The following is a 15,716-nucleotide window of genomic DNA, read 5'->3' as shown; positions in this document are numbered from 1 at the left end:
ATAGTAAAGCGAGAGTAGAGAGCTAGACTTGCGCTTTTTCTTTGAAACGGCGATTCATCATGCGATGTGAATTCTTTGCTCAGCAGCGTTGTGCTTCTTGTAAAAACAGCGACATCCCATACTCACTTCAAGTAGAGCAGAAAGACGCTCGACTGAGGGCGATGTTTGCCCCATTTTCTCCAAAAGAGTGGTTACCGCCAGTGCTGAGTGAGAAAACACAGTTTCGCAATAAGGCAAAGATGATCGCACTTGGGGCGGCGCATCAACCCACGCTAGGCATTGAAAACGTGCAAGATGGTTCACCATTATCGTTAGTTAATTGTCCTCTTTATCCTGATGAGACGCAGCAGTTCTTAAGCTATTTGCAAGACTGGATTCGCGTAGCTGGTATACCGCCTTACAACAAAGTTAAAAAGAAAGGTGAATTGAAATTCGTGTTGCTGACGCGAGCGCAAAATAGTGGTGAATTCATGCTGCGATTTGTGATGCGCAGTGACTTGGCTTTGGAACGGGTACGAGCGAATTTACCTCGCTTGCAGCAAGCCTTTCCTAATGTAACGGTTGTGACGGTGAATATTCAGCCTGTCCATATGGCGCGTCTTGAAGGGGAAGAAGAAATATTTCTCACTCAGCAGCAGAGTTTACTTGAGCGCTTTAATCATGTTCCTTTGGTGATAAGACCTAAGAGCTTTTTTCAAACCAATCCACAGGTGGCCGAAAAACTCTATGCCACTGCACAGCAATGGGTGGCAGAGATTAAACCTAAGACCATGTGGGATCTTTTCTGTGGTGTTGGCGGTTTTGGTTTGCATTGTGCATCAGAGCATACCTCAGTCACGGGAATTGAAATTGAAGCCGAGGCGATCGCAAGTGCAAAGCGTTCAGCCGCAATGATGGGTATTGATAATCTCGACTTTGCCGCATTGGATTCGGGAAGTTTCTCCCAATCACAAGAGAAAATGCCAGAGTTGATATTGGTGAATCCTCCTCGAAGAGGATTGGGGGTGTCATTGGCTGAACAATTGGAACTGTCTGGGCCGAAATACGTGATTTACTCAAGCTGCAATCCAGAGACGATGGTCAAAGATCTGTTGGTGATGTCGAGCTACAAGATATTACGCTGTCAGTGGTTTGACATGTTTCCTCATACGGATCACACAGAAGCAATGATGCTGCTAGAAAGACGCTAGTCGATAGTATTTTTGCTTGTGATGTGTACGATTAGATTGAAATTTAGTCCGTGAGTGAGTGGGGAATTTGGTTATACTGGGTATCAGAATCAATAGTTTATAGAAGTGACCTGCATGAAAGAACTGATCCTGCATACCGTTACGGTGTTTATGGGCTTTTTTGCCATTATGAATCCGATAGCCAATATTCCCATTTTTTTGAGCTTGACGGCGGATGAAGAGAAAGAGACGGTGCGTTCGATCGCGCTTCGCTCGGTGTTTTTTGCTTTTTTGATTGTGACGGTATTTGCAGTCGCCGGAAAACTCATTTTTGATCTGTTTGGTATTACTTTATATGCCTTACGTATTACTGGAGGCATCTTAGTTTTCATGATCGGTTTCCGCATGTTACAAGGTGAATCGACACATCAAAAAACCAAAGAAAAGGCCTATTCTCCTGCTCAACAACAAGCCGCTTTGAGTATTGCAGTTTCGCCTCTAGCAATGCCTATTTTGGCTGGGCCAGGAACGATAGCGACCGCCATGAACTTTGCCACGGCGGGCGGGTTTGATCAGACGATCATCACCATAGTGTCGTTTGCGGTCTTATGTTTGATCACCTATGTATTGTTTTTATTTGGTGACCGTTTAGTCAAAGCGGTCGGCCCAAGCGCTCTAAACGTGATTACTAAGATGATGGGCTTGATCCTTGCGGTGATTGGTACTCAGATGTTTATCGACGGAGCAGCAGAAGCGTACAAGACCGTATTTTCATAATTGACTGTGTTATTTAAATGATGCCCGAACTTGACCGTTTGGGCTTTTTTTTGACTTGAATTCGCCTTTCGTGCCCGTTTCTCACATCAAATGCCCGTTTTTTTGTGTGGGTATTCACCTTTTCGGTCAAAAGTGGGCAGGCAGAAGTTGCTTGTGATGAGCATCGCAGTATTTACCTCCATTTAAATTAATATCGCAGTCATTGAAAGTTATCGAGTTCGTTATTAATGCAAGCAGCCACAAGAGCAAGTTATATACTCAAAATTATCGCGAAAGTGGGACAAGTATCTGTTGTTGACTTATCGGAAGAGTTAAAAGTATCCGTCGAGACAATAAGAAGGGATCTAAAGTTACTTGATAAGAAAGGCGAACTTGTTCGAGTTCATGGCGGAGCGGTTGGAAAACAGTATCAAGATGAGGGAACCTCATTTAATAACCGTGCTTGCAGTAACATTGATGATAAAAAGTACTTGGTCGATCAAGTGATATCGAATATATACGAGGGCTCAGTTATTGGCTTAGATGCAAGTTCATCAAGTTGGTTAGTTGCTCAATCAATGCCAAATATAAGATGTACCGTAGTCACGAATTCGATTAATAACATCAATGTGTTATGTGGAAAACAAAATATTAGTATTATTAGTTTAGGTGGGTATTTTTCTGAAAAATATAAAGCATTCTATGGAATGATTGCGAGGAATACCTTGTCTGAAATGGCGCTAGACTTATGTGTAATCTCTTGTGTTGGCTTCGATGAGCACTCAGGAGTATGGGACTCGAACGAATACAACTATGAGATAAAGAAAACGTTTATAGACGTTTCTGATAAAGTAATTTTGTTAGCCGATAAAAGCAAATATAAAAAGAAAGGCTTACTAAGAATTTGTGGCTTAGATGAAATAAATTTAGTGATATCTAATGCCTCAATAAGTAAATAAAAAGTAAATATAAATATAATCCAATAACGTGAAACTCATTCCTATAAAAATAATGAGGGGAATGACTGTACCTAAAGGAATTTAAAATGACTGACATTTTATCATCCGCACCACAACCAGAAATAAAGAAAGGGAATGACGAAGTTATTCCAAAGTCTGTACTAATACCTTTTATTTTGCTTACCTCTTGCTTTGCTTTATGGGGGTTGGCAAATAATATGACTGATGTATTGATTGCACAGTTTAGAAAGGTATTTACGTTAACCGACATGCAATCTGGCTTAGTACAGACGGCATTCTACGGAGCTTATTTTGTTCTAGCATTACCAGCTGCTCTGTTTATTCAGCGCTACAGCTATAAAGCGGGCGTGTTACTTGGTTTAGGCCTCTTCGCATCTGGTGCATTGCTGTTCTATCCAGCGGCTCAAGCGATGGAATACTTACCGTTTCTAATGGCTTTGTTTGTTTTGGCTGGTGGTCTCTCTATTCTCGAGACCAGTGCTAACCCTTACATTATTGCAATGGGGCCGCAAGAAACCGCTACTCGCCGACTAAATATTGCGCAAGCATTTAACCCTGTGGGTTCAATTACCGGTGTCTTGATTGGTAAGTTCTACATTCTTTCTCAACTTCATCCCGCTTCTGATGCAGAACGTGCCGCAATGTCTCCAGAGCAGTTAAGTACGATTCAAACCGCAGAACTTGACGCAGTAATGATGCCATATCTTGCGGTTGCTGCTGTCATCGTAGTCGTTTGGTTAGCCATTGCGTTCACGAAAATGCCAAAAGCGAAAGAAGTCATGGTGAGTGATGGTGCCGATCACTCAATGAGAGCGACATTTGCCCGTCTAGCACAAAAGAAACATTTTGTACGCGGTGTCATTGGGCAGTTTTTCTACGTGGGTTGTCAGATAGGCTGTTGGTCTTGGACCATTCGCTATGTAATGACACAAGTGGGTGGAACAGAGGCCGACGCATCAAACTTCTTACTTGCTTCTATCGTTGTGTTTAGCGCATTCCGCTTTATCTGTGTGGGCCTGATGAAGTACATCGCGCCTGAAAAATTACTTGCGGCACTTGCTTTGGTTGCTTCTCTACTTGTGCTTGTGTTGATGACCGTCGGTGGTGTTACAGGCGCCTATGCATTGGTTGGTATCTCTGCATGTATGTCTCTGATGTTCCCAACAATTTTTGGTCTATCTCTACAAGACCTAGGTGGTGACTCCAAATTCGGAGGTAGCTGCTTAATCATGGCAATCCTTGGTGGTGCTGTACTAACAGCAATCATGGGACAACTTTCAGACTCAATGGGTATTCAAGCCGCTTTCGTTATCCCACTTATAGGCTTTGCTTACCTCGTTTACTTTGGCCTTAAAGGCTACCAAATCGAAAAATAATTAGATTAATGTGAAATAAGAGAATTTAAAAATGAACAACTTAGTCAAAATCGGTATCCGCCCTACAATTGATGGTCGTCGTCTTGGTGTACGTGAATCGCTAGAAGAGCAAACGATGAACATGGCAAAGAACCTTGCCAACTTCATTGCAGAAAATGTTCGTCATGTAAGTGGTGAAGTCGTTGAGTGTGTTATTGCAGATTCTACGATTGGTGGTGTAGCGGAAGCCGCAGCTTGTGCAGATAAATTTAGACGCGAAAACGTTGGCTTAAGTATTACTGTGACGCCTTGCTGGTGTTATGGCACGGAAACCATCGATATGGATCCGCATATGCCTAAAGCGATTTGGGGCTTTAATGGTACAGAGCGTCCTGGGGCAGTATATCTTGCAGCAGCAATGGCAGGACATTCTCAAGTTGGTTTGCCAGCGTTCTCAATCTATGGTGAAGAAGTTCAAGACAAAGACGACACCTCTATTCCATCGGATGTACAAGACAAAATCTTACGCTTCTGTCGCGCGGGTTTAACGGTGGCAAGTATTCGCGGTAAGTCTTACCTGTCGATGGGTTCTGTTTCGATGGGTATTGCAGGTTCAATTGTCGACCAGCCATTCTTCCAGCACTACTTGGGTATGCGTAATGAGTATGTCGACATGACAGAAATTAAACGCCGCCTAGACCGTGAAATCTTTGATAAAGAAGAGTTTGAACTTGCATTGGCGTGGACCAAAGAGCACTGCCAAGAGGGCAAAGATTACAACCGCATTGCAATGGATGAAGAGCGTAAGAAAGAAGACTGGGAAACTGTGGTTAAGATGACCATGATTATGCGTGACCTAATGGAAGGCAACCCAAAATTGGCCAAAATGGGCTTTGGCGAAGAAGCGCTTGGTCACAATGCCGTGGTTGGTGGTTTCCAAGGTCAGCGTCACTGGACCGATCATTTGCCGAATGGTGACTTTAGTGAAGCTATCCTCAACTCATCCTTTGACTGGAATGGCATCCGTGAACCGTTTGTTATCGCCACAGAGAATGACAGTCTAAATGGTGTCAACATGTTGTTTGGCAAAATGCTAACTGGTCAAGCACAAGTGTTCTGTGATGTGCGTACATACTGGTCTCAGGATTCTGTTGAACGTGTCAGCGGCTATCGACCTGAAGCAGGTTTCATTCACTTAGTTAACTCAGGTTCTGCTGCGCTAGATGGTTCTGGTGAAGCAAAAGATCAACACGGTGAAGCGGTCATTAAGCCTCATTGGGATATGAGCGCAGAAGACGCAGAGGCATGTTTGAGTGCAACTCGTTGGCCACCAGCAGATGTTGAATACTTCCGTGGAGGCGGTTTCTCGTCAAACTTCCTAACTCATGGTGGCATGCCATTTACGATGCACCGAATTAACATCATTAAAGGCATTGGTCCTGTGTTGCAAATCGCAGAAGGTCATTCCATCACATTACCGAAAGAAGTGCATGAAACATTGAATGAACGCACGAACCCAACTTGGCCAACAACTTGGTTTGTACCACGCATCAATGGTGAGGGCGCATTTAAAGATGTTTACTCGGTCATGGCAAACTGGGGCGCAAACCACTGTGTGATCACGTATGGACATGTTGGTGCAGACTTAATTACGTTGGCGTCCATGTTGCGTATTCCGGTTGCGATGCACAACGTCGAAGACAAAGATGTATTCCGACCACATACATGGAGTGCATTTGGCCAGGATAAAGAAGGTCAAGACTACCGTGCTTGTGCCAACTTCGGTCCTCTTTACAAGTAACTACGGTGGGCGGGGGAAACTCCGCCCCAATAGGAGTTTCTATGTCAGTAGTGGTTGTTTTGGACTGTGGTGCAACGAACTTACGTGCAATCGCCATTGATCCAAAAGGCAATATTGTTGCTTCACACTTCATTAAAAATTCGACGAAAAACGATGCGAATAACTCAGACTTTCATGTTTGGGATTTTGAAGACATTTGGCAGAAATTAGTTGAGTGCGGCCGCCATGTTGTCTCTCAAGTTGGCGCTGACAATGTTCTGGCTTTCACGGTGACCACATTTGGTGTTGATGGTGCGCCATTCGATAGCCAAGGAAAACAGATTTACCCGATTATTTCTTGGAAATGCCCACGTACTTTAACGGCCATGAAGCAGGTTGAATCTGAATTGGACCGTCTTGAACTCTATCAGAACAATGGTATCGGGGACTACAGTTTTAACACTTTGTACAAGCTGCGTTGGTTAAAAGAGCATGAGCCACAAGTTTTCAGTGATATGGATAAATTTGTGTTCATTTCGTCGATGATTACGCACCGATTGACAGGTGTTATGACAACCGATTACACCATGGCTGGCACATCGATGATGACGGATCTAGACCGTTGTGGGTGGAGTAGCTCAGTTCTGAATTACTTAGGTTTATCAGAGGCGAACTTCCCTCCTTTAGTGATGGCGGGAGATGTGGTTGGTAAGGTTAATCAGAGTGTTGCAGAGAGCTTTGGTATTAAGAGTGACATTCCGGTTATCTCTGCCGGTCACGATACTCAATTTGCATTAATTGGTTCTGGCGCCGAAGAGAATCAGGCATTTTTAAGTTCCGGTACATGGGAAATATTGATGGCTCGTAGCCAACGACCTCAACTTGATTCCATGGCATTAAAAAATGGCGTGACCGTCGAACTTGATTCCGTTCAAGGTTTCTACAACCCAGCAACACAATGGTTATCCAGTGCGGTTGTTGAGTGGGTTGCCAATCAGTTTTTTACTGCGGAGCAAAGCACGGGCGAGCTATACACCACCATGATCCAAGAGGCGAATGAGGCGGGAGCCGGGGCTGGAGGCGTGATCTTTACTCCGAACTTTACAACCAGCGTTGATGGGGTAGGGCAAGGTTCTATTGAGGGACTCTCTATTCATACCTCGCGAGGCCAGATCGTTCGAGCCGTTTTTGAGGGATTAAGTCATCAGCTTAAGCAGCGTTTTGATTATCTCAATCAGCTTTGCAATCTGAATGATGGTCCCGTGGTTGTTGTCGGTGGTGGAACCAAGAACGCACTGTGGAACCAATTGAGAGCTAATGCATTGCAAAGGCCACTACATATTGTTGAGCAAGCTGAAGCAACGGTAATTGGTGCGGCGATGTTTGCGTTTTCTGGCGCAGGTTATTACCCAAATATTCAAACAGCCCAATGCAAAATGAAACCGAGTTTACGAGTAGTGAATCCGATTTTAATAACGGACACAGACAAGGAGTATAGCCATGCTTAAAGGTATTCATCCAGCGATTTCACCAAAGCTTTTAGCGACCCTATCTGAAATGGGGCATGGCGATGAAATCCTTTTCGCTGACGCGCACTTTCCTGCTCATACCTTCGGCCAACATGTGATCCGTTGTGACGGTGTTGGCGTGGATACCTTGTTAACCGGGGTCGTGGCGTTATTTGAGCTCGATCAGTATGTGGATCAACCCGTTGTGATGATGCAAGCCGTACCTGGGGATGAGCTCGATCCTAATGTGGAAAAAAAATACCTAGAGGCAATGACGGTTGCCAACGTGAAACAAGAACAAATTGAAAGAGTAGAGCGCTTTGCTTTTTATGAGCGAGTTAAACAGTGCTACGCAGTGGTGCTGACTGGGGAGACGGCCAAATATGGCAACATCATCCTCAAAAAAGGCGTGACAACTTTTTAAGAATAAAAAAGATTAAGGAATATAGAAATGAACCGAGTAGAACTGTCCCAACAAATTATTGATACCTGCTTAGAAATGACGCGTCTAGGATTAAACCAAGGCACAGCAGGCAATGTGAGTGTGCGCTTTGATAATGGTATGTTGATTACCCCAACTGGCATTCCTTATGACAAGTTGACGCCAGACCATATTGTGTATGTTGCCGAGGATGGTAGCTTTGAAGATGGGAAATTGCCATCTTCTGAGTGGTTATTCCACCTGACTTGCTATCAACAGCGTGATGATGTGAATGCGGTTGTGCACAACCATGCGATTAACTGTGCCGCTGTCTCTATTTTGAATAAGCCTATCCCAGCGATTCATTACATGGTGGCTGCATCAGGCACAACAGAAATTCCTTGTGTTCCGTATGCCACATTTGGTAGCGCAAAATTGGCGCAATATGTTGAAGAGGGGATTTCGAAGAGCAAGGCGATTTTGCTTCAACATCATGGCTTAATTGCGGGTGAAGCGAATTTAGAAAAAGCGTTGTGGTTAGCACATGAAGTAGAAGTCTTGGCCGATCTGTATTTGAAAACACTTGCGGTGACGCCAGATGTTCCAGTTTTAGATGATGTTTCGATGCAAGTGGTGCTTGAGAAGTTCAAGTCTTACGGTTTACGTATTGAGAAATAAAGGAGCATTCAGTCATGGCATTTGCATTAAATCTTCCTAAGTTAAGTTATTCAGGCGTTGGCGCAGTTGATGATGCTATTGCGACATTGAGTCAGCAACCAGTGAAGCGCGCAATGGTCGTTACGGATAAAAACTTAGTCGAGTTGGGTATTCTCGATCATCTGCTTGAGTTACTTGATCAAGCCTCAATTGATTATGAATTGTTTGATAAAGTCACCCCGAACCCAACCGCGACGTTGGTACGAGAAGGTCGTTCGGTGTACGTTGAGAATGAATGTGATTGTTTTATTGCTGTAGGCGGTGGCAGTCCTGTGGATTGTGCCAAAGCGATTCGAATTGTTGCGGCTAACCCTGGGGATATTGTGGATTACGATGGTGTTGGCAAGGTGTCAAACGCTGGGGATTTTTTCATCGCGATCAATACGACAGCGGGTACGGCGGCAGAAATGACATCGAATTCGGTGATTACTGATGAAGCTCGCCAAGTTAAAATGGTGATTATTGATGCCAAGCAGATCCCGGATATTGCGGTCAACGATCCAATGTTGATGATCAATCTGCCTGCTCATGTTACGGCGGCAACGGGAATGGATGCTCTGACACATGCAGTTGAAGCTTATGTAACACCGGGCGCGCATACGTTAACCAAACCAACAGCGCTAGAGGCGATCAAACTCATCGCACAGTGGCTTCCTGTTGCAGTTGAAGATGGCAAGAACATTGAAGCTCGTGAGCAGTTAGCTAACGCGCAGTTCTTAGCAGGAATGGCATTTAATAGTGCGGGGTTAGGTTTAGTTCATGCAATGGCTCACCAACCTGGAGCAACGCATAACCTGCCTCATGGTGTATGCAACGCGATTTTGCTGCCACAAGTTTGTGCATTTAATGCTGAGCGTTGTCCTGAGCGATTCCGTGATATCGCTCAAGTGATGGGAGGAGACATTACAGGCTTAACGAATGAGCAAGGTGCCGAGTTAGCGATTACGTTGATTCGTAATTTATCGAAGCGAGTCGATATACCAACAGGATTCAAGGCATTGGGTATTAGCAAAGACGATTGCCACAATTGGATAGATAAAGTGCTTGCTGACCCTTGTTTGGGAGGAAACCCAAGACAGCCTACGCCGAAAGAAATTGAAGATTTGTATCTTGCTTGTTTGTAATTCTTTCAGATAAACAGCATCCACTATCAAGCCTCGTGCAAACTATGTTCGAGGCTTTTGCACATTTAGTTTTCATTTTAAACGTCAGATATAAATAGACATCATCTATCTCAATAATAAGAATAACCGATTGTTGCTGTAGCACGAATTTCAGTAATCTTTGAAGCGTATTTATTGGGGGGAAACATGGCAACAAAAGCAATCGTCGTCGAGGGTGGCGCAATGCGTGGCGTTTTTGCTAGCGGCGTTTTAGATGCCTTTTTAGAACAAGACTACAAACCGTTTGATTTTGCGATTGGCGTATCAGCAGGCGCATCAAATCTCATTGGATATTTGACCGATTATCCGCACCGCAGTATCAATGTGATCACAAAATTAGCAACCAGTAAGCGTTTTTTTGATCCTCGTCGATTTTTAAAAGGCGGCGACTTAATTGATGTTAAATGGTTATTTGAAGAATCCAATCGTTTGTATCCGGTCGATGAAGCGAAGCTTTTTGATGGCATTCCTTTTTTAGCAGCAACGACGAATGTAGATACGGGCAAAGCGGATTACTATCGCGTAAATAGAGCGAATTTTGGTAACGCGATTGAGGCGACAACGGCATTGCCGATTGCATATAAACGAACTCCTTGCTTTTCAGGTGGTTGTTATACGGATGGTGGTGTGGCCGATTCGATTCCGGTTCGTGAAGCCTACCGCAGAGGTGCAAGAGACATTACCGTGGTGTTGTCACACCCACTAAATTACGAGAAAAAACCAGTAAAAACGCCGTGGTTGATGAAAAAACTCTTTGCAGAGCACCCACAAATGGCAGAGGCCATGCTGCATCGCTCAGAGAACTATAACGAATCATTGGCGTTTATTCGTAACCCTCCAGAGGGGACTCGGATTCGGGTGATCGCGCCGCCAGATGAATTTCATGTCCAGCGTCTTTCTATGCGTCAATCTGTTTTGTTAGAGGGATATGAAATGGGACTGGCAGCGGGCCGTGATCACCTAATCAATTTGTCTGGTGTTCATGGTTTAGATCGAGAAAACTGCCACTTTTGCGTGTAATGAAATTGGCTGTATCGGTCTGATACAGCCATAAAGCGGTGTTAAGATAACTGAAACTTAGTCATGTGCGTATTGATGTCATCTCTACACTGGGAAAGCTGACGTGCTGTTTTTTCAAGTACGTTAGCAGTATTTGAAGAGGTTCTCGTGATATCAACAATAACATGCATACTATCGTTGAATGATTCTGCGGTTACATTTTGTTCAATTGAAGCAGAGGACAAGTTAATCGCCTGATCGGCAACATTTTGTACTAAGTGCTGGACATCGTTAAGATTTACGCCGATATCATTAACTTGCTGTTGTGAAGTTAACATTGCTTTTCTACTTTGCCCCATGACACTGACGGCTTGTGATGCATCATGACGCAGAGAATCGATAATGGTATTGATTTCTTTCGTCGAGTCTTGCGTTCTGTGCGCTAACATACGAACCTCATCCGCTACCACTGCGAATCCTCTACCTTGTTCTCCGGCTCGTGCCGCTTCAATCGCAGCATTAAGCGCAAGAAGGTTGGTCTGATCTGAAATGCTGTTGATCACTTCGAGCATCGAGCTGATGTTCTCTGTCCCTTGTGCCAGCTTTTCAACGACAGTTGATGCGCCCATGATCTCCGAATCAAGCTTAGAAAAATCGTCAATCGCTTTATCCGTAATTTCGTTACAATGCGCGATCAGCTGTTGGCTTTGCTTGGCACTGTCAGCAACATCAGAGACACTATTCGTGATTTCTCCCATGGTCGTGGTCAATTGAGTCATTGCTGTTGCGACCGACTCGGACTCCATGAGTTGTTTTTTCGAACCTTCATTGTTGTCTTTAGCCATAGATGCGACTTCGGTCGTCATATTGTTAAGAAGCGCAAGATTGTGGCTGATATCGCTAACCATGTGATGAAGTGAATTTGTCATGTGATTGATAGCAATCGCTAGGCTTGCCATTTCGTCTTTGCCTTGTTCTGGTAGACGATGATGCAGCTCACCATCTGCGAGTCGCTTGACGATTTCGATCGTGGCTTTGATTGGGTTTACAACCGAGCGTGTAAGCACTAACCCGATAAAGAAACTGATCACAAGAGCCAATAAACACACGACGATGCTTACAATCGCACTAAAGCGCTTTTCTTTGAGCATTGCTGCTTCAATATTTGCAGCTAGAGCTTTTGCGCTGTCTCGAACTTCTGTAGCGTCTTTTATCATAGCTTCACGTGTCGCTATGGACTTTTCTACCAATCCCGTTAGCTTATTTAACCCACGTTGGTAATTCGTTACATCACTTTTCTCGATGCTAGGTTGGACAGCCAGTTGTTCAAGTTGGTGTTGCCATTGTTTTGTCAGCGTTGGATCTAGTGTGAGCTCGATTTCAGTACGAGCTTGACGGAGTTTCACCAGCATGAGTTGAGCAGCATCGGAAGAAAACTGAGTGCTCCATTTTTGTTCAAGGCTTTCTAATGACGAGGCCAATGTTTGAATAGAGAGCATTTGTTGATGAAAGCGTTCGAACTCTTGTCCATATAAGGTTCCCGCGTTTGCAAAGGTATCAACAAGAAGGCGGTCGGATTGGTTGGTAAATAACTCACGGTTGGCAATAAAGTTGTTTAGGTTAATACCGTGCCATTTTTTGAATCGTTCAGCATAAATAGGATCACGAGTATTTAGGTAACTGTTCTCAAGAACTTGTAGGCCAAATACTTCACGTACACCAACGTTGGCAGCGTTGAGCTGGTCTATTTGATTTTCTGTTACCCAACGGGCACGAAGTCCCTCTCCGAAAACAATGAGTAACATCAAAATAATAAACGCAAACCCAGCCCCGAGCCGTTTACCAAAACTAAACTGGTCCAAGTGAAACATCTTGTCTCCTAATCAATCACAAAAGTCCATGGAGAAAGTAGCCAACCTAGAAAATGAATTTATAAAATGCGGATGACTTCCTTTCGTTTTGTTTTATTTTAGTGTTGGTTGATAAAATTGCTGTGAGTAAACACACGGTTTGAAAGTTATCGAAAGTGTATATTGGAATTTATGTCGCTTTACTGAAATGCGATGCTGCTCAAATGTTACTTGGAATAGTTAATGCTGAAACAAGTATCGGTGTGGCAAATGTAATGCATTTCATTGATATGGAAAGCAACGCTAGCCACTAGAATTGGTCAAGAAACTTCTAGAGGCTAACCATGAAAATCAATTAACCCGAATTGAGCGCATTACATGGAAATGGTTATGCAATATTATCCAAATCAACACATCATATCTGAACAGCGGTTTGGTTTTGGGCCGCTTTATGGCCAACAGACGTTGTCGTTAGAGAGGCAGCTTAGCAGCGAAACGTATTGGCATGAATCCGTGACTAAGTTGCTAAGTTCTGATGATGTGCTTTTGGAACTCAGCGTGTTTAACGAAACTAAGCGAAAGCTTAAGCAGTCACCTAAAAAGAAACGGGAAGTTCAGCAACGACTTGGTTCGTTTTTCAAACAACAGTATTTGCTTCAGGCAGAGGCCAGAAATTTACAAACGCTGAATACACCACATGGCTTTCAAGAGCGATTGATTCAGTTTTGGAGCAATCACTTTGCCATCTCCGCTGATACGAGAAAAGTTCAGCCAATAGTGGCAAGTGTAGAAAACGAAGTCGTTCGTAAACATTGGAATGGCAATTTTGTTGATATGCTTTTAGCCGTCAGTCAGCACCCTGCGATGTTGATGTTTCTTGATAATAATTTGTCGGTCGGTCCTAATTCAAAGCAAGGTACTCTGAGGGGCAAAGGCTTAAATGAGAACCTTGCCCGAGAGATCATGGAGTTACACACGCTTGGTGTTGATAGCCAATATACACAACAAGATGTGATTGAACTTTCTAAAGCGATCACAGGATGGAGTGTCGGGTTTAAAGCCCCGAGAATTGGGTTTCAGTTTAACGCCGCTGCTCATGAACCAGGTAGCATCACATTACTTGGGAAGCGCTATTCGCAAAAGGGGATTGAGCAGGGGAAAGCGTGTTTGCAGGATTTAGCTCTGCACCCAGATACTGCAAACCATTTGGCCAGAAAATTAGCTCGACATTTCTGTGGTTCGTCCGGTGAATCACTTATTGAACCGTTGAGTCAGACTTACTTAAAGTCGAAAGGTGATTTACTTCCGGTTTATCGTCAACTGATTCAAAGTGCACAAAGCCTCTCAGCACAACCGCTTCGTTTTCGTACTTCTCAAGAGTGGTTATTTGCGGTGTTACGCAGTACCGATATGGTGCATTTGGAGCGAGAGGAAAAGCGTGGTGATAACGTTGAAAATCGGATCTTAGGTGCTTTAAGAAACTTAGGACAACCGCCTTTTTTATCAGGATCTCCTGCTGGGTGGCCTGATAACGACGCGGATTACAACAGTCCATCTGCCCTTACTCAGCGGTGGCAACTATCTAATCAAATAGCTCAACTAGTCATGAACAATGCGAAAGAGCGAGGTGTTAGCGCCGATGAGCTAGTAGAAAAAATCGGTGAACATTTGTATGGCGATGCGCTAAATGAACATACAAATTTAGTCATGCAAAAAGCACCGAGTGCAGAGATGAAACTATCACTGCTTTGGCTTAGCCCCCAGTTTCAATATCGTTGAGGTCAGTGATGAAGTCTACGCAAGAAAACCGCATGAACTGTAATCGTCGTCAGTTTTTAAAATCCGCTTTGGCGGTTGGGGCAAGTAGCTTATTTCCTAGCGTCACTTTTGCACAAACATCGTCGCCGAATATCTTGGTGTGGGTAACACTACGAGGAGCAATGGATGGGCTAAACGCCGTTGTTCCGTATGGCGATCAACAGTATTTGAGTTTACGTCCTAATATTGGGATTAAGACTGAAAAACTATACAAGCTCGACCATTTTTATGGTTTGCACCCAGCGATGAAAACCTGTTTTGAGTGGTATCAGCACAAAGAGTTCGCCATGGTGCATGCTTGTGCGACGTCATATCGTGATAGATCGCATTTTGATGGCCAAAAAATATTGGAAAATGGCACAACCAACCCGCACCATCGTGATGGTTGGTTGAATCGACTACTCCAATTAGACACGAAGTCAAAAGGGTTAGCGATCGATTTTGGATTGCCTCTGATTGTTCAAGGCGATAAGGCGGTAAGTAGTTGGTATCCAAATAAATTGCATACTCGAGATCGTCAAATTGAGCTATTAGAAGAGTTGTTTCAATGTGATGATAGACTTGCGAGCAACTTCGAAGAGGCCCTTAATATTGAAATGATGTCTGACCGAAATCAATCAGGTAAACAATTCTCTGTTCTGGCATCTCAAGCTGGGATGTTTCTTTCTTCCAGAGGTGGTCCTAATATTGCCGCATTAGAACTGGGAGGCTGGGATACTCATGCAGGACAAGGGGCAGAAACGGGGAGACTTGCCGCACAATTGCGTAAACTTGATTTAGGATTAGCGAGCCTGAAACAATCACTGCGCAATGAATGGTCAAGAACGGTCGTTATTGCAGCCAGTGAGTTTGGCCGGACAGCGGCGGAGAATGGCACGAAAGGTACGGACCATGGAACGGCGAACGTCATGTTTATCGCTGGAGGTGCGGTCAATGGTGGCAAAGTGCTTGGGGAGTTCCCTGGCTTGTCAAAAGCGCAGTTATACCAAGGGCGAGACTTGGCGCCAGTTAATGATATGCGCGCAGTTATTAAATCGGTTTTGACACAACATATGGGAATACAAACAAGCGCTCTTGAAACGATTTTTCCTAGCAGTGGAATGGAACAAGATTTTGCGGACTTGATAAAACGAGTGTAACTGTTCTCCTACCCGGTTTGAGAAAGCATTATCGGCATGACTGATATAGAAAACCCCGCAT

Annotated in this window: 13 protein-coding genes; 12 read left to right on the top strand and 1 reads right to left on the bottom strand. The window is 44.1% G+C overall.

Going from position 1 to position 15,716, the window contains the following annotated elements; all coding sequences use genetic code 11:
• Window positions 1-59: 59 nt before the first annotated feature.
• The 10 genes from rlmC (at window position 60) to VA249_RS20490 (ending at window position 10,869) form a co-directional block, all read left to right on the top strand.
• Complete coding sequence (gene rlmC, locus VA249_RS20535) at window positions 60-1,190, top strand: 23S rRNA (uracil(747)-C(5))-methyltransferase RlmC (protein ID WP_221070822.1); 1,131 nt, start codon at window positions 60-62, stop codon at window positions 1,188-1,190.
• Between the two features lie 114 nt (window positions 1,191-1,304).
• Complete coding sequence (locus VA249_RS20530; RefSeq protein ID WP_221070819.1) at window positions 1,305-1,946, top strand: MarC family protein; 642 nt, start codon at window positions 1,305-1,307, stop codon at window positions 1,944-1,946.
• 227 nt (window positions 1,947-2,173) lie between these two features.
• On the top strand, window positions 2,174-2,884 hold the full coding sequence (locus tag VA249_RS20525; protein WP_221070816.1) for a DeoR/GlpR family DNA-binding transcription regulator: 711 nt from the start codon (window positions 2,174-2,176) through the stop codon (window positions 2,882-2,884).
• An 86-nt stretch (window positions 2,885-2,970) separates the two neighbouring features.
• A complete protein-coding gene (gene fucP, locus VA249_RS20520; protein WP_221070814.1) occupies window positions 2,971-4,281 on the top strand; it encodes an L-fucose:H+ symporter permease in 1,311 nt (436 codons plus the stop codon).
• A gap of 31 nt (window positions 4,282-4,312) precedes the next feature.
• The gene (gene fucI, locus VA249_RS20515) at window positions 4,313-6,061 is read left to right on the top strand and encodes an L-fucose isomerase (RefSeq protein WP_221070813.1); all 1,749 of its coding nucleotides are present in this window, start codon (window positions 4,313-4,315) and stop codon (window positions 6,059-6,061) included.
• Between the two features lie 41 nt (window positions 6,062-6,102).
• The gene (gene fucK / locus VA249_RS20510; RefSeq protein ID WP_221070811.1) at window positions 6,103-7,548 is read left to right on the top strand and encodes an L-fuculokinase; all 1,446 of its coding nucleotides are present in this window, start codon (window positions 6,103-6,105) and stop codon (window positions 7,546-7,548) included.
• A complete protein-coding gene (fucU, locus tag VA249_RS20505) occupies window positions 7,541-7,972 on the top strand; it encodes an L-fucose mutarotase (RefSeq protein ID WP_221070809.1) in 432 nt (143 codons plus the stop codon). Before fucK ends, fucU begins: the two co-directional genes overlap by 8 nt.
• 27 nt (window positions 7,973-7,999) lie before the next feature.
• Complete coding sequence (fucA, locus tag VA249_RS20500; protein WP_221070807.1) at window positions 8,000-8,647, top strand: L-fuculose-phosphate aldolase; 648 nt, start codon at window positions 8,000-8,002, stop codon at window positions 8,645-8,647.
• A gap of 14 nt (window positions 8,648-8,661) precedes the next feature.
• Window positions 8,662-9,810, top strand: coding sequence for a lactaldehyde reductase (fucO, locus tag VA249_RS20495; RefSeq protein WP_211918551.1), 1,149 nt, complete (start codon window positions 8,662-8,664; stop codon window positions 9,808-9,810).
• Window positions 9,811-9,996: 186 nt separating this feature from the next.
• On the top strand, window positions 9,997-10,869 hold the full coding sequence (locus VA249_RS20490) for a patatin-like phospholipase family protein (RefSeq protein ID WP_221070802.1): 873 nt from the start codon (window positions 9,997-9,999) through the stop codon (window positions 10,867-10,869).
• Between the two features lie 41 nt (window positions 10,870-10,910).
• On the opposite strand, the gene VA249_RS20485 is transcribed toward VA249_RS20490, so the two are convergent.
• Window positions 10,911-12,719 (bottom strand): methyl-accepting chemotaxis protein, encoded by a 1,809-nt coding sequence (locus VA249_RS20485; protein ID WP_221070800.1) that lies wholly within the window; start codon window positions 12,717-12,719, stop codon window positions 10,911-10,913.
• A 369-nt stretch (window positions 12,720-13,088) separates the two neighbouring features.
• On the opposite strand from VA249_RS20485, the gene VA249_RS20480 reads away from it, so the two are divergent.
• Together VA249_RS20480 and VA249_RS20475 are read left to right on the top strand one after the other, a co-directional pair.
• Window positions 13,089-14,477 carry a DUF1800 domain-containing protein gene (locus tag VA249_RS20480; protein ID WP_221070798.1) on the top strand — a complete coding sequence of 463 codons (1,389 nt, stop codon included), beginning with the start codon at window positions 13,089-13,091 and terminating at the stop codon, window positions 14,475-14,477.
• A gap of 8 nt (window positions 14,478-14,485) precedes the next feature.
• Window positions 14,486-15,655 (top strand): DUF1501 domain-containing protein, encoded by a 1,170-nt coding sequence (locus tag VA249_RS20475; protein ID WP_221070796.1) that lies wholly within the window; start codon window positions 14,486-14,488, stop codon window positions 15,653-15,655.
• The last annotated feature ends 61 nt before the right edge of the window (window positions 15,656-15,716 follow it).

The sequence above is a fragment of the Vibrio alfacsensis genome (assembly GCF_019670485.1).
In the GTDB taxonomy this organism is placed as follows: domain Bacteria; phylum Pseudomonadota; class Gammaproteobacteria; order Enterobacterales; family Vibrionaceae; genus Vibrio; species Vibrio alfacsensis.
This window is presented reverse-complemented; position numbering and strand designations above follow the sequence as displayed.

Bases quoted from the DNA above. Each gene is read 5' to 3' on its own strand.
- rlmC (WP_221070822.1), top strand. From the start codon at position 60: ATGCGATGTGAATTCTTTGCTCAGCAGCGTTGTGCTTCTTGTAAAAAC.
- VA249_RS20530 (WP_221070819.1), top strand. From the start codon at position 1,305: ATGAAAGAACTGATCCTGCATACCGTTACGGTGTTTATGGGCTTTTTT.
- VA249_RS20525 (WP_221070816.1), top strand. From the start codon at position 2,174: ATGCAAGCAGCCACAAGAGCAAGTTATATACTCAAAATTATCGCGAAA.
- fucP (WP_221070814.1), top strand. From the start codon at position 2,971: ATGACTGACATTTTATCATCCGCACCACAACCAGAAATAAAGAAAGGG.
- fucI (WP_221070813.1), top strand. From the start codon at position 4,313: ATGAACAACTTAGTCAAAATCGGTATCCGCCCTACAATTGATGGTCGT.
- fucK (WP_221070811.1), top strand. From the start codon at position 6,103: ATGTCAGTAGTGGTTGTTTTGGACTGTGGTGCAACGAACTTACGTGCA.
- fucU (WP_221070809.1), top strand. From the start codon at position 7,541: ATGCTTAAAGGTATTCATCCAGCGATTTCACCAAAGCTTTTAGCGACC.
- fucA (WP_221070807.1), top strand. From the start codon at position 8,000: ATGAACCGAGTAGAACTGTCCCAACAAATTATTGATACCTGCTTAGAA.
- fucO (WP_211918551.1), top strand. From the start codon at position 8,662: ATGGCATTTGCATTAAATCTTCCTAAGTTAAGTTATTCAGGCGTTGGC.
- VA249_RS20490 (WP_221070802.1), top strand. From the start codon at position 9,997: ATGGCAACAAAAGCAATCGTCGTCGAGGGTGGCGCAATGCGTGGCGTT.
- VA249_RS20485 (WP_221070800.1), bottom strand. From the start codon at position 12,719: ATGTTTCACTTGGACCAGTTTAGTTTTGGTAAACGGCTCGGGGCTGGG.
- VA249_RS20480 (WP_221070798.1), top strand. From the start codon at position 13,089: ATGCAATATTATCCAAATCAACACATCATATCTGAACAGCGGTTTGGT.
- VA249_RS20475 (WP_221070796.1), top strand. From the start codon at position 14,486: ATGAAGTCTACGCAAGAAAACCGCATGAACTGTAATCGTCGTCAGTTT.